The organism is Anabaena sp. WFMT (genome assembly GCF_051781005.1).
GTDB lineage: Bacteria > Cyanobacteriota > Cyanobacteriia > Cyanobacteriales > Nostocaceae > Anabaena.
On sequence record NZ_JBPWOA010000026.1, the window covers coordinates 110,431 to 129,562 of the forward strand.

General features: G+C 39.8%; 17 protein-coding genes. 5 read left to right on the forward strand and 12 right to left on the reverse strand.

Annotated elements, in window-relative coordinates; genetic code table 11:
• Positions 1-10: 10 nt before the first annotated feature.
• The 10 genes from ACSQ6I_RS17505 to ACSQ6I_RS17550 form a co-directional block, all read right to left on the reverse strand.
• Positions 11-4,558, reverse strand: a complete 4,548-nt coding sequence (locus tag ACSQ6I_RS17505; RefSeq protein WP_438891571.1) for a PAS domain S-box protein — start codon at positions 4,556-4,558, stop codon at positions 11-13.
• Between the two features lie 329 nt (positions 4,559-4,887).
• Positions 4,888-6,555, reverse strand: a complete 1,668-nt coding sequence (locus ACSQ6I_RS17510) for a DUF1565 domain-containing protein (protein ID WP_438891572.1) — start codon at positions 6,553-6,555, stop codon at positions 4,888-4,890.
• A gap of 215 nt (positions 6,556-6,770) precedes the next feature.
• Positions 6,771-7,562: an ion transporter gene (locus ACSQ6I_RS17515; protein WP_438891573.1), complete on the reverse strand. Its 792-nt coding sequence runs from the start codon at positions 7,560-7,562 to the stop codon at positions 6,771-6,773.
• Between the two features lie 176 nt (positions 7,563-7,738).
• Positions 7,739-8,293, reverse strand: a complete 555-nt coding sequence (locus ACSQ6I_RS17520) for a protoglobin domain-containing protein (protein ID WP_438891574.1) — start codon at positions 8,291-8,293, stop codon at positions 7,739-7,741.
• A 185-nt stretch (positions 8,294-8,478) separates the two neighbouring features.
• Entirely contained in the window at positions 8,479-9,396 is a 918-nt protein-coding gene (locus tag ACSQ6I_RS17525; protein WP_438891575.1) for a DUF4388 domain-containing protein, read from the reverse strand.
• A gap of 130 nt (positions 9,397-9,526) precedes the next feature.
• Positions 9,527-10,066, reverse strand: coding sequence for a GTP-binding protein (locus ACSQ6I_RS17530; protein WP_438891576.1), 540 nt, complete (start codon positions 10,064-10,066; stop codon positions 9,527-9,529).
• Positions 10,067-10,232: 166 nt separating this feature from the next.
• On the reverse strand, positions 10,233-10,604 hold the full coding sequence (locus ACSQ6I_RS17535) for a roadblock/LC7 domain-containing protein (RefSeq protein ID WP_323312509.1): 372 nt from the start codon (positions 10,602-10,604) through the stop codon (positions 10,233-10,235).
• 95 nt (positions 10,605-10,699) lie between these two features.
• Positions 10,700-11,170 (reverse strand): hydrocarbon-binding protein, encoded by a 471-nt coding sequence (locus ACSQ6I_RS17540; RefSeq protein WP_438891577.1) that lies wholly within the window; start codon positions 11,168-11,170, stop codon positions 10,700-10,702.
• 456 nt (positions 11,171-11,626) lie between these two features.
• Positions 11,627-12,289 carry a response regulator gene (locus ACSQ6I_RS17545; RefSeq protein ID WP_438891578.1) on the reverse strand — a complete coding sequence of 221 codons (663 nt, stop codon included), beginning with the start codon at positions 12,287-12,289 and terminating at the stop codon, positions 11,627-11,629.
• Complete coding sequence (locus ACSQ6I_RS17550; protein WP_438891579.1) at positions 12,286-13,494, reverse strand: sensor histidine kinase; 1,209 nt, start codon at positions 13,492-13,494, stop codon at positions 12,286-12,288. The genes ACSQ6I_RS17545 and ACSQ6I_RS17550 overlap by 4 nt, the downstream gene beginning before the upstream one ends.
• A 458-nt stretch (positions 13,495-13,952) precedes the next feature.
• Here ACSQ6I_RS17550 and ACSQ6I_RS17555 point away from each other — a divergent pair, with 458 nt between their 5' ends.
• Positions 13,953-14,438: a Spy/CpxP family protein refolding chaperone gene (locus tag ACSQ6I_RS17555; RefSeq protein ID WP_438891580.1), complete on the forward strand. Its 486-nt coding sequence runs from the start codon at positions 13,953-13,955 to the stop codon at positions 14,436-14,438.
• A 75-nt stretch (positions 14,439-14,513) separates the two neighbouring features.
• Complete coding sequence (locus ACSQ6I_RS17560) at positions 14,514-15,035, forward strand: hypothetical protein (protein WP_438891581.1); 522 nt, start codon at positions 14,514-14,516, stop codon at positions 15,033-15,035.
• A 121-nt stretch (positions 15,036-15,156) separates the two neighbouring features.
• Here the strand turns inward: ACSQ6I_RS17560 and gntT are convergent, their stop codons facing one another.
• Entirely contained in the window at positions 15,157-16,530 is a 1,374-nt protein-coding gene (gene gntT, locus ACSQ6I_RS17565; RefSeq protein WP_438891582.1) for a guanitoxin biosynthesis MATE family efflux transporter GntT, read from the reverse strand.
• Here gntT and ACSQ6I_RS17570 point away from each other — a divergent pair.
• From ACSQ6I_RS17570 to ACSQ6I_RS17580, 3 genes are all read left to right on the forward strand, one after another.
• Positions 16,451-16,663 (forward strand): hypothetical protein, encoded by a 213-nt coding sequence (locus ACSQ6I_RS17570; RefSeq protein WP_438891803.1) that lies wholly within the window; start codon positions 16,451-16,453, stop codon positions 16,661-16,663. The genes gntT and ACSQ6I_RS17570 overlap by 80 nt on opposite strands.
• 139 nt (positions 16,664-16,802) lie before the next feature.
• Positions 16,803-17,051 carry a regulatory protein SipA gene (gene sipA / locus ACSQ6I_RS17575; RefSeq protein WP_438891583.1) on the forward strand — a complete coding sequence of 83 codons (249 nt, stop codon included), beginning with the start codon at positions 16,803-16,805 and terminating at the stop codon, positions 17,049-17,051.
• Positions 17,052-17,103: 52 nt separating this feature from the next.
• Entirely contained in the window at positions 17,104-17,661 is a 558-nt protein-coding gene (locus ACSQ6I_RS17580; RefSeq protein ID WP_438891584.1) for a peroxiredoxin, read from the forward strand.
• A 78-nt stretch (positions 17,662-17,739) separates the two neighbouring features.
• On the opposite strand, the gene ACSQ6I_RS17585 is transcribed toward ACSQ6I_RS17580, so the two are convergent.
• Positions 17,740-18,984, reverse strand: coding sequence for an RNA-guided endonuclease InsQ/TnpB family protein (locus ACSQ6I_RS17585; RefSeq protein ID WP_438891585.1), 1,245 nt, complete (start codon positions 18,982-18,984; stop codon positions 17,740-17,742).
• Positions 18,985-19,132 lie beyond the last annotated feature (148 nt).

Genomic DNA, 19,132 nt, shown 5'->3' on the forward strand with positions numbered 1-19,132 from the left:
GGTTTGAGAATTATAGAAAGGTGAACTTTCTCCCCCTGCTCCCTGCTCCCTGCCCCTGCTCCCTGCTCCCTGCCCCCTGCTCCCTGCCCCCTGCTCCCTGCTCCCTGCCCCCTGCTCCCTGCTCCCTGCCCCCTGCTCCCTGCTCCCTGCCCCCTGCCCCCTGCTCCCTGCCCCCTGCCCCCTGCTCCCTGCACCCTACCCCCTGCACCCTGCACCCTGCCCCCTGCACCCTCCCCTCCTCTTGCTGCACGATGAGTTTGACACTTCCACCATCGGCAGTGAATTTAACTGCATTGTTGAGTAAATTAATTAGCACCTGACGAAGACGGCGTTCATCTACAATTAAGTCAGGTAGATTTGGAGATAATTCTACGGAGATTTGAATATTTTTTTTCAGCGCTTGTTGTTTGACAAATGTCAAACTAGAATCACAGAGATAACTAACGGCGACTGATGTAGGTTGTAACTCTAGTTTACCGGCTTCAACTTTTGATAAATCGAGAATATCGTTAATCAAGTCTAATAGGTGTTTTCCGCTGCGTTCGATGGTTTGGATGGATCGTTGTTGGCGATCGCTCACAGTCCCAAAAACTTCCTCTAATAACCCTTCCGACATCCCTAAAATGGCATTAAGAGGGGTACGCAGTTCGTGACTCATATTCGCTAAAAACTCATCCTTGAGACGAGTGGCACGGGCTAGTTCAGCATTGGTTTGCCGTAGTTCTGCCTCTATCTGCTTGCGTTCTGTCATTTCTAAAGCGGCACCGATAATTTGTTTAGGTATATTTTCGGCATCGCGGCTAAATACAGTATCATGACTAACAAACCAGTGCCAGTTGCCTTGGCGATCGCACATCCGGTATTCTATCTCCCTGATATCCTCATCTTTAGCTGTGTCAAAGCGAGTATGATAATCAACGATTTTGGAGATATCATCGGGATGGACAATTTGCAAAAATAACTCTGAACCCATGTTTTTGATTTCTGCGGGAGAGTAGCCTAGTAATCGAGCAATTTCTCTGTTAACGTAAACATTGCATTTTTCCTGCAAATCGTAGATGTAGAGGATATCTGGACTGGCTTCAGTGATGCGTTGAATTAAATACTGGCTTTCTTTTAAAGCAATTTCAGTTGTTTTGCGGTCGGTGATATCTAAAGCTGCACAGGTTACACCTTCTATGACACCATTGCGATCGCGCAGTGGATCAATTGTTAAAACGTAGCAAAGAAAATTGTCTTCTGTACCAATAACTATTTCATCTCTCATGCCAATACCTGTTTCTATCACTTTGCGTTTCCAGGCTTCTAATTTCTGAGCATCTTGAGGGAGAAATAGATCAGTATCAAACTTACCAATTACCTGTTCAGGAGTCAAACCCAATGCAGGGTTATAAATCCAGATATAACGCAGGTCAAGGTCTTGGTTAAATACGACAATTGGCGAATTATTTAAAGCAATGCGAAAGCGTTCTTCACTGTAGCGGAGAGCTTCTTCTGCGGTGCGTCGGCTGGTAATATCATCATAAGTTCCCAGAATACCAATAATATTGCCATCAGCATCCCGCAGCGGTACTTTATTGGTTTCTATCCACATAAAAGAACCATCCGGTTTATGGAAAGTTTCTTGGATGTGCATTTGTGGTTGACCAGTTGTCATCACCAGGCGATCGCATTCTAGGTAAAAATCAACTTCTTCACGAGTTGCAGACATACCATAAGGATCTTTCCCGATAATGTCTTCTGGAGTCGCATCCAAATCTTCAGCAAAGTTAAGATTACAACCTCTCACAACTGATTGCTGATCTTTCCAGAAAACACGCTGAGGAATAGTGTTTAGAACTAATTGCAACATTGTCTGTGATTCTCTTAAAGCTGTGGTACGTTGTTCAACCCTGGCTTCTAGTTCTTCATTGAGTTGTCGTAATTGTTCTTCTGCTTCCTTGCGTTTGGTAATATCTTCAGCAAAACCAGCAATGCGGTAGACTTTTCCATCATTGTTTTCTATAGGAAAAGCGCGATCGCGTATCCAGCGTACTGTACCATCCGGTTGAATAATGCGGTATTCTTCGTCATACTCCCCTAATATAGCTTTCGTCACAAAAGTAGTCCTTACCCGTTCTTGATCCTCTTCGTGAATAGCACTAAGCCAACTGTAAGGTTGCTGGTAAAGGCTTTCACAGCTACGACCCCAAATTTTTTCATATTGTCGGCTTGCAAAAATGGGGTCAGAACCTTCTTTGTTATTCATCCAAATGACTTGCGGCAAGTTTTCGGCAATTTGTCGAAAGAGTTCCTCACTATCCCTGAGAGCAATTTCTGATTGCTGGCGTTCCCTGAGTGCAGCTTGCCGTTCGCTAATATCAACAAATGTGACTACTACTCGTTGTAAATTACCATTGCTATCAAATTCTGGAAAAGCATTAACCAATAACCAAATCTGCGTTTTACTCTGGGGTCGATTCACCCCCAGCACATAGTTTTCTAAAGGTTGAAGTGCAGCAATAACCTGATTTATCGGGTATTCTGACACTGGCATCACTGTTTCATCTTCCCTCAAAAAATGCCAAGCCGGATCTAAATCAGTTTGACACTGCATTTGGTCAGAAGTTAGTTCTAAGAATTCGCCAGCTTTAGCGTTAGAAGTCAGAATACTGCCATCCACTGCATGAACAATCAAACCCAGCGGCAGATTTTCGATTAAAAGTCGGTATTTAGCTTCACTTTGACGCAGTAATTCTTCAGTTTTTTTCAAATCGGTGATGTCTGACATCGACATCAAAAAAGCATTCTGACCTTCCCAAGCAATTGCCGCAGCTTGCATATTGACGGTACGCTGTTGACCAAATAATTGCAGTAGTTCAATTTCTTCTACTCGCTGAGTATCATAGTCATAAGGAACTGCAAAAGGCCAACCAAAGAGTTCTTCTCTACCTCTACCAAACATCTTAGCCGCAGCCGGGTTGACAAATAAAATATGACCTTGATTATCTACGGTGACAAAACCACTACCACTGGTTTCCACAATGGTTCGTAAACGTTCTTCACTATCTTTTAAACGCTGATATAGTTCCGCTTGCTGGATAGCAATTGCTAAATGATTGGAAAGCTGTTTGAGCAATTCTGTTTCTTGTGGTTGCCATATACGGGGAGCATCGTTTTGACAAGCCAGCATTAAACCCCAAAGTTCTTCCCCAACAACAATAGGAACCAAAATCTTGGCTCTGATTTGCAGACTCTCCAATAATTCCCGATGACAGGGAGTCATATTTACCTGAAGAATGTCATTAACAACTTGAATTCGGCCATTGATATACTGTTCGACCCAATCGAATGTAAAACAAGGATCGCTTACCTGTTGTCCTAGTAGAGATGACCATCCGGCTTGCACATCTTCGGCAATGATGATACCGTCACCAGGGGACTGAATTTTATAGACTAAAACGCGATCGCAATTCAAGAATTTTCGCACCTCAAGCGCGATCGCATTTAAGGTTTCTTGCAAGTCCAATGACAGTCTAATGCGGCTGGTAATTCCATTTAATAGTCGTTCTCGTTCTGCCTGTATTTGCAACTCTGCTATGCGGCTTTGTACCTCTTGTTCTAGTTCCGCATTACGCACCTGCAATAATTCTAGTTTTTCTCTTTCTAACCGCGATACCTCTTGTTTGAGGTTATCTACCATATTATAAATATCCAGGGGGTTCAAGGCTTGCAGCAAAGTCGTTTGGGTGACAATACCCAGCATTTCTCCCTCTGCACCTGTAATCACAACCCGATTGATTCGCCTTTCCCTCATCAGTATTGATACTGTCCAAAGTGTTTCATCTGGAGACATACAAAAAACAGGACTACTCATCACTGTTTGCGCCTGCATTGCCTCCAAATCGAGAGCTAAAGCCTGAAACTGGACAATATCACGCTCAGTCACAATACCTATGGGCATCAGTAGAGAATTGTTCTCTTCCACAATTATCACTGAACTCACATTTTGCCTAGCCATTAACTTAGTGATTTCCAGCACCGAAGTTTCTGGGGAAGCTTGAACAATGCGAACACTCATCACTTCTGACACCAGACGCAACCGCAACAAATCTACAGGACGCAACAGTTGACGCAAGCTTTCGTGGGTGAGTAGTCCTACTAACTGTCCATTATCATCTATCATCGGCAGATGACGAATCCGGTGACGTTGAAATAAGTTAAGAACAACAAAAATATCAGTAAAATCAGATTTGCGGAGAGTAATCACACAGCGAGTCATGACATCACCAATCATCACCCCAGCAATTTGTTTCCCCTCAGCACTCAGTCTCACCACATCCCGTTCCGTGAAAATTCCCAGTAATTGGTTATTTTCCATCACCAAAACACAACTAGCGCGGGAATCAGTCAACGCGTAACTGGTATCGACACCACATTCTGCCAATGCACAGCTTCCCCGTGCGCTACTCATGAGAGCGATCGCATCCGTTGCTAGTGTATCCGACCTAACAATCAAAGGCTTATCCGCAACAGCCTGTTCTAGATTATTTGGTTCTATCAGAGAGGTGGACAACATTGGTGATTGGTAATGGGTAATTGGTAATTATCTTGTTCCCAGTATCTCGTTATCTCTAGGACTTACGCAAAAACTCTCCCAAACTCCTATTCCTCTGTGTCCTCTGCGTCCTCTGCGGTATGCGCTTCGCGCACGCTTTGCGAACGTCTCTTCATGATTTTGCGTAAGTCCTGATCTCGTTTATCTCGTTCCCAGTCTGGGAATGCTATCACAGAGGCTCTGCCTCTACTATCATCAACAGGTAGAGCCTTCTAGAAATTATTCCCATATAGAGTATAGAAACGAGAAAATTTTCGTTAACCGAGCAGTATTGATAAAAAATTACTCTATCAAACCACAATATAAGGGAAATTAATAGCCACCACACGACCAGAATCTACCAAAGCCTGATACACCATCACCGCTACCTCAGCGCGTGTTGCATCACGGGTAGGGTTCAGTTGTTTAGTAATTGGATGATTAACAATCAGCTTCTTGTGAATAGCTGTTACTACCTCATCTTTAGCATAGCTAGGGATCTTTGCTTGGTCTTCAAAAGATGTTGTAACTGTTGTATTACTCGCAGATAAACCCAAACCATTTACCAGAGAGACAATAACTTGTACACGTTCAATATTTTGGTTGGGAGCAAACGTATTATTAGGATAACCAGAAAGAAATTGCCCTTGATATGCTTGCTGAATTGCTTGAAATGCCCAAAAATTATTTTGCACATCCTTAAAATTGATAGCAGTGCGTTTACTAGGTGGGTTAAACGCTTTCACCAGTAACGCAGCATATTGGGCCCTTGTCATTGTCGCATCCGGTCTAAAGGTGCGATCTGGATAACCCTTAATTATTTCCAGTTTAACCAATTCCTGAATAAACGCAAATGCCCAATGATTAGCAATATCCTTTAATTCATTGGTTATTGGAGTTGGAGTTGGTGTTGGAGTCGGTGTTGGAGTCGGTGTCGGAGTCGGTGTCGGTGTTGGAGTTGGAGTTGGAGTTGGAGTTGGAGTTGGTGTCGGAGTTGGAGTTGGTGTCGGAGTTGGTGTCGGAGTTGGAGTTGGTGTCGGAGTTGGAGTTGGTGTCGGAGTTGGAGTTGGAGTTGGTGTCGGAGTCGGAGTCGGAGTCGGAGTCGGAGTTGGAGTTGCAGTAAACTCTACATTTCCCTTAACTTTAGCCGGATCTATTTGATTTCCGACAGAAACAAGCGTATTAGAACTAGCATTTTGTAAATCGAATTTACCATTATTGCGGAAAATATTACCCCCAGGACTATTTATACTGCCGAGATCAGGTAAAGCAGTGCTAATCACAGTCAAGCCATCATCAGTATTCTTCTCACATAGATTATTTCGCAATATCGGACGTGCATTCCCAGAAAGGACAATCCCAGAACGGTTCTCAGAAATTTTGTTATCTATAAGTGTCGGTGATGCCGTATCACTAACAGCAATGCCATAACCTGTTTTCACGCAGATATTATTTTGAATTTGACCTGTCGCATTTTTAGCAATAGAAATACCATTAGCAGCATTCTCACTAAAAACATTACCTTGAATCTCAGGTTTAGCATCACCTGTAGCAAAAACTCCCTCACGTTTGCACAGGGTAAATGTGCAATTAGCAATAGTAGGGTTACTTGATTCACTCCAGACAGCAGTACCACGAGTAGCAAGATTCGTTACAGTTACCCCTCGTAATTCGGCACTATTAAGCATTACAAAGGTGACATTTTGACCAGCAAAAGTGCGACTGAGATAATTACCACTACCTTCAATCACAACACCTTGACCCTTGTTTGTTTCATTCCCTACTACGATCGCACCAACGGGTACAGTCAGAGGAAAAGTTTCACCACTATCGGCATTATAATTCCCATCTGCCAGTTGGATGATAGTACCGATTGTGGCTTGTTGTAAAGCTTTGGTAAGATTTTTAAAAGGTGCTTGTTGGCTACCAGGGTTAGTATTAGCACCTGTTACAGGATTTACGTAAAAACTTTGGGTCATATTTATACTCCTAAAAAAGACATAGAAATCCTAACCTAATGATTGAGTTTTGAGATGAGGGGTGGTAACTAGGTTGGCGTTAAAAATTGTCATTGGGATAAGGCTTGCCTTACATTCATGAGAATTTGCCCTTAATATTGCTTTCACCGTTAAAGTTCTACATTAGGAGTCACAGCTTTTACGAAAAAATATCTATGATCATTGATAATTACGCCTTAATCAACCTTTTTTATAGGCAACTTAGTACCGCACCTTTTACAAAATTCAGCATCTAGATCATGAAAAGCCAAACCACAATTTTCACAAATCTTTTCTACCTGATTTGCAGTTTTTACCAACCGCTTAATTAAATCTCCCACTTGCCAAGGAATCAAACCTACTCCTGTTAAAATCATCAACACTGTCAGCAAACGACCTAATTCAGAAATTGGTGTGACATCTCCAAATCCCACCGTTGTCATTGTCACTACTGAAAAATAAAAAGCATCCAAAAAAGTTCCAAAATTTTGTGGATTAACTGGATGTTCAACTTGGTAAATTAAACCAGAATAAACAAAAACAATTGCAAATAGAGTAAATAATATTCGTGCAAAAATTACACCATCTTCACTACTTATACTACCAATGAAGAATCTTTTATCTATAAACCTAATTAATCGCAAAATTCTGAACCATCGCAATAAGCGGATAAAACTGATATCTACCAAACCAACAAAAGATGGTAAAATCGCCATTAAATCAATAATTGAATAAAAACTAAATATATACTTGAATTTATTTTCTGCACTCCATAAACGCAGTAAATATTCCACAGCAAAAATTATCAATATACAAGTATCTAATGCTCTAAGCTCCAAGCGAGCATCATTAGAAATGTTATAAGTTTCCGCGACAAAAATTCCTGATGATAATAAAATTAGAATTGCAATAGTTAAATTAATTGTTTTACCAATTGGTGTTTCTAGGTCTGTTAAATAAAATTCTATTTTTTCTCGATTTAGCAACATATACAGCGTTTTTTAGGTAAATGAAGTAGGGGCAAATAGCCATTCACCCCTAGGATAATTTGTACCTCACTAAGTTGCAATTTGCTGTATAAAAAAATAAAGCCCTGGACATATATTACCCAGGGCTTGTGTATATTGCTTGCTAGATGCAACAAGTTTTCATAACTCAGATTGGCTTACATACTAGATGCACCAGTAGCAATGAGACGTTTGAATAAAGCTTCTGACCAACCAGTTTCTCTAAGTACAGCAGATGAAGAAACTTCTACATAAGCTTGCTCAATAAAAGCTAAATCAATCATACAAATTCTACCTAATGCTTCTTGTAAGCCCTCTGACTTGCCATCAAGTCTGAGCTTTTTACCAACTTCATGGACGACAACTGCCATAGCTGGAACTACGTGCTGAGGGGCAATTCCAATCTTCACATGAACAAGCCCAATATGCCAACGACAATCAGCATAGCCTTTACCCCAATCATCCATTCCCGTAAACATTTGATGAAACCATTGAATAAATGTTTCATGTAAACGGTGAATTCGTCCCTCACTTTGATTTAAAATGGCATTCATTTCTTCATCACGTCCCAGATAAGCATAGAAGTGATCAGCCATTGTGGAAGCATTTGCTAGTCCCCAGTCAGCATGGGATTTAAGAATAGATTTATCTTCAGAAGTTAAACCAATTCTTGTTTCCATTTTGATCATAAAAGCGGTAGGTTCAATAGCCATAATTAACCCCTTTAAAAAATAGTTGTGGTTGAAGTTATTACTGTTTACTATTCGTTGAATTAAGTCTTGTGTATGCTCTGGATAAGAGTATAGTTTAAGATTACGCTATTTGAGAGAGTTGCAAAAATATAAATTTTTGATTATTAATTTTTGCCCACGATAAAATACCAAAATTGTTTTTGGAATTATGATGTTTTACTGCGTAGAAACCCAACTAAATTTTTGAGAAATGATTGACTAACAGATGACTTTTCTGCTGGCTTTTCTATAGGTTTAGTTACAGGTACAAGTTCCTGAACTGGTTCGGGAAAAGTGACTACAGGAGTTGCGGTAGAAAGAGACTCTTCTAGAGTGAATGTGGGTGTAGCAGCAACCATAAAATACTCTTCTGCTAAACCAACGACAATCAATCGAAAAGCAATTTGCTGTACAGTTTTTATAGGAATTGTCAGTTGATTGGCAATATGTTGTAAAGAAACTTGTCCGTTGACAAATTCCCACACTTGCCATTCTTGAGCATTTAACTGCATTTTGGGCTGTTTCACCATCAAACCTGACAAACCGGAAGTTGGATCTGGGAGCTTTTCTTCTAAAGCCGTCCAATCTCGTAGCGCACGTAAGCCAATTAATATCACCTCGGTTGCAGACATACTTAGACCAGTCATTTCCCCCAAAGGCAAAGATGATGTCGGCTCAAATCTAAACAGAGCATCTTTGACTTGGAATAAGGAGCATACTGGACGTAGTACTTGGCTATTAAATAGCAGTTTCAATTGTTCTGGTTGTACCAGTCCCTGGGATTTTAAGCATAACCCCAATGGTGAATTGATAAAACAAGAAGAAATTTGAGTGACTCTGGAGATTACGCGCTCACTTATCCACCCTCTTTGGGCAATCATTAATGTTAAGCCTTGTTGGTCTAAGCGATCAGCTGCGCTGACTACACGACCTTGATGCAACCAGATATAATAAACTTGTTTTTTTCCATTCTCATTTGCGTCAGGTAAAAACTCAATGTAAAGTAGACCTGTTTTTTTTCCTTGATCTAAAAACTGAAGTAGTTCGGGCAAGGAAAAATCTGCAAAGTTACCAGTAATAGTCATAATTTACCTCCTTCATAAAAGGATCTAAATATTTAACAAATCAGAATAAAAATATTCCGATATTTAACCTCAAAAACTTCTTATTTAATTTAGGGAATATTCCTAAAATAACCAAGATTAATGAGATAGATTACACTGTACAACTTTCCATCAAGCACTGTACTAGAGCAATGACTGCCTCTGCTACAGAGTCTCCTTCGTTGGGATTGACTCTGACCATAGGTGGTCTTTGAGCTTCATTAACATATCCAATGGCAAGGTATACATCTTCTTCAGACCAAGCTCCTGGACAATCGGTATGTGTTAGACCAATGATCATGGGAACCTGAGCCCGTTCTTCCATAAAGTTGAGAATTTTGCGGGCCTGGCGGAATTCTCTAGCTCGATGTGCTGCTATTAGTAAGATATATGCATGGGCTTTGCGAATCAATATATCCCACATAAAATCAAAACGAGACTGACCAGGTGTACCATAAAGGTGTAAAGCCATGTCAGGACCAAATTGCAGCCGACCAAAGTCAAAGGCCACCGTGGTTTTTTGTTTTAGCAACGCTGTTTCATCAGTTGCACGGGTATCTGTATCTACGACTTCAATTTCACTGACAGAACGGATAAAAGTGGATTTGCCCGCTCCTACCGAACCCGTGACGATCAAGCGCATAACTTCCATGTTTATTTACTCCATAAATAAACAAATAAATGATTGATGACTCACTAACGTAAACAAACTCCTCAATGGTTTTGACAGTTGTTGAATAATGGATAGAAAGTTCCCTAGTTTAACCAGCATTTTCTTGCCAGGGAACTTGGATTGAGTTGGCTGATGCATGGATCATTTAGCTTAAAACTAGTTTTAGTTCTTGGAGAACTCGTTTGATTTCTAGCATTAATACTCCCTGTTTAGCAGATTCACTGGCTAAAACTAGGAAGACTGCATCTTCACCACAACCAGTTAAGATGCCAAAGCCTTTCTTACCTTCTACAAAGATGCGGTCAACTGTACCTCTAGCTAACTCAATCCCAATTCTTTCACCTAAAGATAGCATGGATGCTGACATTGCTGATACCCGTTCTTCGTCCATTCCACCAGGTAAACTGGCTGCTAAAGGTAGACCATCTGGGGTAACAAGTGCTGCTCCTTGAACATCTGTTGTCGCAGCTACAAAGTTTTGCAAAATCATGCCCAGTTTTTCTGTATTAATAGCCATATAATTGTCTCCGTTGTGTTGAATTTGAAAGTGAGTAAGAAATTTTCGTAATGTCGAATTAAATAATCTCGATTTTGGATTTAATTAGACAAGATTTAGCCTAAAGGGGTAAATTCAAATACGTCGTAATTACCTCCCCTTAATACGGATTCGGTATGCACTCCTCTAAAACGCTTATTAAGTACTTGTTCTAAAGCGCCCCAAACTGCACCCATTGTAAATGTACACTTGCGTTCTGAATTTAGCGGTTCACCCGCAGAACACACGGTTTCAGATGTGTAGACTTTAATGACATCTCCATCGGCAACAATTTTATCAACAATGCACAACCTAGTACCATCCAGACCTAAGGCTTGGGACAATTTGGCTGCTACACTATCTAAAGAATCTAAAGATGCAACTAAACCCAGTTCTTCTGCTAGTTTTTTACCCCGCGCACGACCTGCTGTAGTTAAAGCAATGGCTGTAGCTTTTTCCCCCAGAGCATCTTCCATGCCTACAATTACTGATTTAAAGCAGACAATGCTGCTAAAATTGCCTAGTTGTTTTCGCAATACATCTGGCATATTTAAATCTCCATGTGAGTTTGACGACTAGAGTTTTGTAATTAGGGAGTTATGAGTAGAATCTCTAGGCTAGTAGGAAAAAATTAGCTTTCCAAATTATGTTTTCGCAAAAGTGAAACTGTGTAAATGGATGCGTTTCCCCTGATTTCCTATTGACTCAATTATGCTGAATGAAGGGTTAAGATAATACCGAGAATTTACTGAATTTAGTTTTTGTTATAGCTGTCATAAGTTAAGCAAATATAACAGATTACTATTCTTGGCTCAAGCTTTGAGACTATTACAGGGTAAAGAATGTGGGATTTAATCTCAAGCTTAGTAATTGCAGATTATGGTCTGGTATTGCTCATTATGTATTAATTTTTGACAATAAAAATGCTGGTTACTGGAAAATATGCTATACATCCCAACTATAAATAAACACTAGTAATTTTTGAAATATAGGTAATACGGAAATTACGTATCTTGTTCTAAGTAAGATGAGTATGTATTGGCAAGAATAGCGGCTTGAGTGCGATCGCGCAAATTTAATCGGTTTAAAATGTTCGTAACATGATTTTTGACTGTTCCTTCAGAAATGTAGAGTTCCTGTGCAATTTCTCGGTTACTAGCACCTGTGGCTATTAGCTGCAAAACTTCTTTTTCTCTAGGTGTGAGTTCTGCTAAACTCGGTGGCACAGATGGGCTGGAAATGGGTGCATTGGCTAGAAATTGAGTCACGAGTTTTTTGACTATTCCTGGACCTAGTTGGGAATATCCTTTATCAACAGCGCGAATGGCAACAGCTAACTCTTCTGAAGGTGTATCTTTAAGCAAATAACCCATTGCACCATTCTGTAAGGCTGCTTTTACATATTCATCATCATCAAAAGTGGTCAATACTAAAATTTTGGTGCAGGGAAACTGTTTTTGAATTTCTTTTGTAGCTGCAACTCCGTCCATGATAGGCATTCTGATATCCATCAAAACTACATCTGGCTGTAATTGTGTAACCAAATTAATGGCAATTTCACCGTTTTCGGCTTCTCCGACTATTTCTAAATCTGTTTCTAATTCTAATAATGCTCTTAAACCTTGACGAATTAAACCTTGATCATCTACAAGTAAGACTCTAATCATTGTTTCCATTTGGGTAAGGGGATAGTAACTATAATTTGACAACCAGCATCATGGGCAGAGTTAATGATAAACTCACCTCCTAGTGCTAAAGTGCGATCGCGCATACTTTGCAAACCAAACCCAGTAGTATTCTGTTGAATATCAAAACCTCTGCCGTTATCTTCAACTATTAACTTAAAAATTTTGGTGGTTGTAGTTAATTCTAATTTCACTTCTGAAGCTTGTGCATATTTAGATATATTTGTTAAAGACTCTTGAATAATTCGGTAAATTGGCGTACTCATTTCCATTGGAAAGGGATCTTCTAAGGAAATTTTGCAATTTGGTAAAATGCCATTAGAACGTTGAAAATCTTCTGAGAGAATCACAATTGCCTGTTCTAATGATTTCTCTTGCAAGGGGTGCGATCTCATAGTAGAAACTGATTGACGTACATCTTGTAATGCTTTTGAGCCTAGTTCTTTCGCCGTTGCTAAAAATGTCATAGCTCTGGGCATATCAGATTTAGAAAGTTTTAAAGCAGTTTCTAATTGTAGATTTAAAGCCGTCAGAGAATGTCCTAATGAATCATGAATTTCTCTAGCAATACGGTTACGTTCTTCTAAAGTAGCTTGATTTTCAATTTGCAGAGCATATTGACGAAGTTTTTCGTTAGCTCTTTCTAGTTTATCTCGACTTTGACGTTCGGATAAAACTGCATTCATTAATAGTAAAACAAATACTAAACTCAAACCAAATAAAACAGCTAAACTAAAACTAAAAAAACGAAATCTTTCTTGTGCTAAAGGTGGTAATCTAAAAGGTATTACACGATTTCTCAGAGTAATCAAAAATAGTACAAATGATAAAAAAGTAACTGCTAACCGCCCTGGTAATTGAAAAATTAAGCAACTACGAGTGACTAAAATTAGATAGAGAAATGGAAAAAATCTAGTAGTTTTTCCACCAAAAAAACCAGTAATTAAAATTAATAATACTTCACTAGCAGTATATAAAACTTTAATAAATTTATTTTGGGTTGGCAACCTTAAGCCCATCACACCAAATAAAGCCAAGCTGCAAATTGTTAATTCTGGGAAGCTGACAGCAAATCGGGGTGATGGAGATGGCATGATTGCAAATAATGCCGAAAGTCCTAGCAATACCCACTCTAAATAAAGCAGAAAACGAAAAGGATGATTATGAATTTGAATAGAACGAGTCATAATTAATTTGTAATTTATAATTGTGCCTAAGTCACACAAGGGGGATAAGTGGCGTATTGCAATACATCCCTAAGTAGGTTGGCGTTAATGTCGTTGGGATAAGGCAGCCCTATGGCTAACGCCACGCTACGCTATCGACAAGATCAGTACAAGTCTTGCCTGCTAATAATACAAGGACGGGCAGGATGCCCATCCCACAAGATTGGATCATCTTTTTTGTGGAGTTCTCTTATACAGTTTGGTTTTATTCTGCCCACCTACCTACACAAAAATTAAATAGGATTCCTATATTTTGCTTATATACACTTACTATAATTTCTAATTTATAGCTAGTTACATTAATCATGGCTGAATTATGACTAAAGTCATGGGTGTAGAGGTGACTTTCGCCTCATGTGGTTAATAGAATAATTTTTTATGATGGTGACAACCCACCAGGAATAAATACAAGGTAATTTATGAAACTCAAATCATTATCATTTATAGCTGCTGCTTTTGCTTTGACTTTAACTGCAACCCCCTTTGTCGCTCAAGCACAACAAACCCCCCCTTCACGTCAACCAGGTAAAGAATTTTCAGAAAAAGGCCCTTGGCAAAAGCTGGGACTGACGGATGCACAAAAAACCAGAATGCAGGAAATTCGCCGCAATACCCGTGCAGAAATGGACAAGGTTCTCACTGCAGAACAAAAAGAACAGTTAAAAGCGGCAATGCAAGCACGCAAAGAACAGGGTTCACAAGGTCAAGGTAGAGGTAGAGGTCAATGGAAAAAGGATGGTTTTGGTGGGTTGAATTTAACTGAAGCCCAAAAAACCAGAATGCGGGAAATTAAGGAGTCATCAAAACAGCAAATGCAAGCAGTTCTGACTCCAGCACAGCAAGAACAACTCAAACAAATGTCAGCAAATCGGGGTTCACGTCGTCAACAACGTAATTCCCAATAATTGCAAACAAATTAAAACAATAATTTAGATAATATCAGGTGGGCAAAACCGCCCATCTCATACCTAAATAAATTTATGATGCAGTCATTCACCAACTCACCAAATTCTGCTCATCGCATTCAAAAGTTTTTGGATTTATTAGATCGCTTTACTGAGGTAAAGGGATTAAATGTTGCCCAAATAGTAGATATAGAGAAATTGATATCGCTCCCTCATGGTACATTTGGCAGAACTTGGGCAGATTTTCTGAATCAAAATAACTTACAACCTTTCATTACAGGAACCCGTCGCAAACAACTCCATGATGGTGTTCACGTTCTTACCGGTTACGCTACAGACCCCATTGGTGAAGCCGAAGTACAGGCATTTTTATTAGGAGCTAAATTTACAGTTGCTAACCTAATGTTGGGTTTAGGACTGTTGCGAATGATTTACACAAACCTCAATTATCCAAAAAAATTGACTTGGGAAAGACTACAAAAAGCATATCAACGTGGTTGTCAATCTAATTTTGATCCAGATACTTGGCAACCGGAATTACTTTGGCAATTATCTTTAACTGATGTGCAAGGATTGTTTTGTGTAGTCAAGAATTAATTTGAATTTATACTGCAAACGGTTCATAGTTTAACTAAATATGGAGCCCCTCTCCAAACCTCTCCCCGTGAACGGGGAGAGGCTTTGAAATTGTTATTTGTATTATCAAAAAGTCAAATTTCTAGCCGTTTTGAGGATATGAACTGGGAAGGGTTTCTTGATTTTGGAGACTTTGTTTAGCGAATGTCTGAGGTAGCTGTACTCCCAGTACTACCATAATAGTTGCCATGTACGAGACGATCGCAGACCATAGTAGATGATTGTTGTGGAAATACCAAGCTGCGATCGCTACAGGAACAAAACCAATACCAAAAGCGAGCAAGACAGCGTTACGTAAAATTGCTCCTTCCTTCAAGCCAATATAGTATCCTTCTAAGATAAATGCGATCGCAGTAATCACTAAAACAGGTAGTAACCAAATCGTATAACTCGTGATATCCCCACTCACCTCTGCATGATTAGTCAACAGCCCAAAAACCTGCTCAGGGAAAAGAATAGACACAGTGGCGAAAGTTAATGCAATCAGCAAACTGCTGAATATAGAAACAATCAACAAAGGACTCATCTGTTCTATCTTCCCTTTACTCTTAAAGTTGCCCGTCAGAGTTTGGGTTGTTACTCCTACACCTTGAACTGCAAACTGACTCAAAAAAGCAATTTGCAGCAGCAACCCGTTTTCTGCCAGAAAAGTTGTTCCCATTAGCGCACTAAGATTCATAAAAATGGCGTAGGCAGAAATCAGCGCCAAAAATCGGATCAGAATATTACTATTAAGTACAACAGTCTCTTTGAGCGCCACCCAATCAAACATCTCTTCCCAGACAGCTGGTAAAACTTGCCACTCGATACTAAAGCAAGCCCAAACCAAACCAATCACTAAAGCCAGATACTGACTGATTGCTGTTGCTAATCCGGCCCCCATACTTTCCCAGCCCCACTTGACAATCATCAAATAGTCCAGCAACACATTAGAACCATTGCCCACCAAAGACATCAACAGCACTACCCCATTCATTTCCCGCCCTAGAAACCAACCAAATAGCACAAAGTTCAGCAAAACAGCAGGAGCGCCCCAAATCCGGGCAGAGAAATAATCAACTCCCGAAAGTTCAATCTCTGGGGAACCACTAAGAATAGTAAATCCAATCTTTTGCAGTGGGTATTGCAGCAATACAATCAGTAAACCAACAGCTAAAGCAATCACAGCACTGCGTAATCCCGCCAGCAGCACAGCTTTGGGGTCATCAAGTCCAACAGCTTGGGCCGTCATGGCATTAGTACTAGAACGCAGAAATTTTAAAACCCGATAAAGGTAATCGAAGAGAATAGTTGCTAAGATAACCCCCGCTAAGTGGCGGATATCTGCCAAATGTCCCAAGAAGGCAATATCAACTAAACCTGCAAGGGGAACCATCATGTTGGAAAAAACACTGACACTTGCCAGTCGAGAAAAGCGAGGTAAGAAGTTGTACTGTGGTGGAAATGTCAATGGCATGGTTTGGTTTATTGATTGTCTACGGGGAAATTTGGTGATATCAGAACTTAATTCAATTCCTTCAGTTTATCAACCTTCCATAGAAGGTAAAAATAGAAAGTTAAGCGAATTCCTGCTAAAAGTGAAGAGTTAGGAGTTATACTAAAAACGGGTTAAAAGTGTCATTCTGAACGAAGTGAAGAATCTCCGAGATACTTCGCTGCACTACGTTACGCTCAGTATGACATAAGTCCAGATTTCACCCGTTTGCAGTATAACGTCACCAGTTCAAAATGACCCAAGAATTTCCCATTGGTAGTAAAGTCCGTGTCGTCGCCTTACCACCCTACGTCAAAACTGCTGATCCTATGCCTATGCTGCGCCCTCCTGAAGTCATTAGCATTGGTGAAGAAGGTATAGTCCTTGACCGCCGCCCTGGAGGATATTGGGGAGTGCGCTTTACTAGAGGTGCTTTCCTCATAGATAGCCAATACATCGAAAGTACAGAAAATCCGATTGAATCTCAGCCAGAATCAGAATAAGTGGCCAGACAAAAATGTAAACTTGTGTAAAGTTTTGATTCTGGTTTGCACAATGATTTCTCGTCGCACTTTTATCAGCATTTTATTTGCTAGTTGTTTTACATTGATCAGTTGGTTGAATTTTACCCCCTCTGCTCAAGCTTTGGGTGGTAAATTACCTGCAATTAACCAACCAGCACCTGAATTTACTTTACCTACCAACACAGGTGATGGCAAAATTTCCCTCTCTGATTTGCGCGGTAAATGGGTAGTTTTGTATTTTTATCCTAAAGACTTCACCTCTGGTTGCACTATTGAAGCACGGCGTTTTCAACAAGACTTACCCAAATATCTAGATAAAAATACTCAGATTATTGGTGTGAGTGCTGATGATATTGATTCCCACGCCGAATTTTGTGATTCTGAGGGGTTAAAATTCCCTCTGTTGGCGGATACTAACGGTGCAGTCAGTAAAGCTTATGGTTCTTGGATTGGTTATGTATCTATGCGCCATAGTTTTATTATCGATCCTCAGGGAGTTCTCCGTGAGACTTTTGTGAAGGTGAATCCAAGTATTCACAGTACGGAAGTTTTGACACAACTGGAGAAGTTGCAATCAGCAGTTTCATGATTTGAAACGCAGAGGTACGCGGAGGTAAACGCAGAGGAACACAGAGGAACACAGAGAGATGTTTCCGATACAAAAAAGCTAACAAATGTCCGCTTTTTCTTCCTGTTTCATCCTGGAAGTGTCGGCACAATCCAGTCCACAGACTAACACGACTAATCTAGCCGCTTCTTGTCTTAAATTAATAGCAGCATTCAAATCTCTATCACACTCAAAACCGCAGTTATCACACTGAAATACCCTTTGAGACAGTGATAGAGATGTTTTTTTCTGGCCACAATGAGAACAAGTTTTACTACTAGGATAAAATCTATCTACAACTATCAACTTACCACCATATAGTTGAGTTTTGTATTCTAGCTGACGACGAAACTCATAAAATCCCATATCAGCTATAGCTTTAGATAGTTTACCATTAGCTAACATTCCTGATACATTCAAATCTTCCATTCCTGTGACCGCGTGGTTTTTGCTGATATAGGTGGTGATTTTATGTAATGTATCTTTCCTGATGTTGGCTATTTTTTGGTGTAGTCTCGCTATTTTAATTTGGGCTTTTTTATAATTACTTGAACCAACTTGTTGATGACGGTTCAGATATTGCATTCTTGCTAGTTTAGACTCATACTTTTTATAACTTTTTGCTCCATCAAATACTTCTGTTGTTGATAATGTGGCTAAATGATTTATTCCTAAGTCAATTCCGACAAACTCTTGCTTTTTAGGGGTTTGGCTAGTTTCTACTTCTATTTTCCAGGAGATAAACCACTGATCAGCTTGTTTGCTAATTGTGACTGATTTGGGTTTATATCCACAAGGTAAAATCTCATAAGTTTTTATCCATCCAATTATAGGAACTCTTACCTTCTTATGGTCAATATGAATTACACCATCTAATGTAAAAGAATCATGTCTACCTTTTTTCTTGAATTTAGGAAACCCTTTGGTTTTCTTAAAAAAAGATTTAAAGGCATCTGACAAATATCTTAATGCGTATTGGGGAGCGCATTTAGATACTTCATAATACCAAGGATGCTTAGATTTAACTGCTGCTACTAACCATTTATGCAAGTCTATGGCGGTAGGAAATTTGATTTTGTGAGACAGCGCTGCAAGAGGGTCTCCCTCCGTAGGCGACTGCGTTCGCCCTTGGCGTGCCGGAGGCATACCCGAAGGGTCTTCAGGGTTTGTACGATTATGTATGAGAACCTGTTGACATAATGCTAATCCTTGATTCCAAGCGTGTCTGGCTACTCCTGCGTGTTGCGCCAGTAGTAGCCGTTGCTGCTTGTTGACTTTTAATTGAGTCTTGAATCCTAGTAACATGATTATATTCTATACCAAACACCCAACATTTTTATAGAAAGTATGACTTTGGCTGCAAGCATAAGTGTTTAATTGTTAGCAATTGTTAGCTTTTTGACTACTGTTAATTAACCTCTGTTGTTATACTTTTGGGGGTAAAGTTTGCATA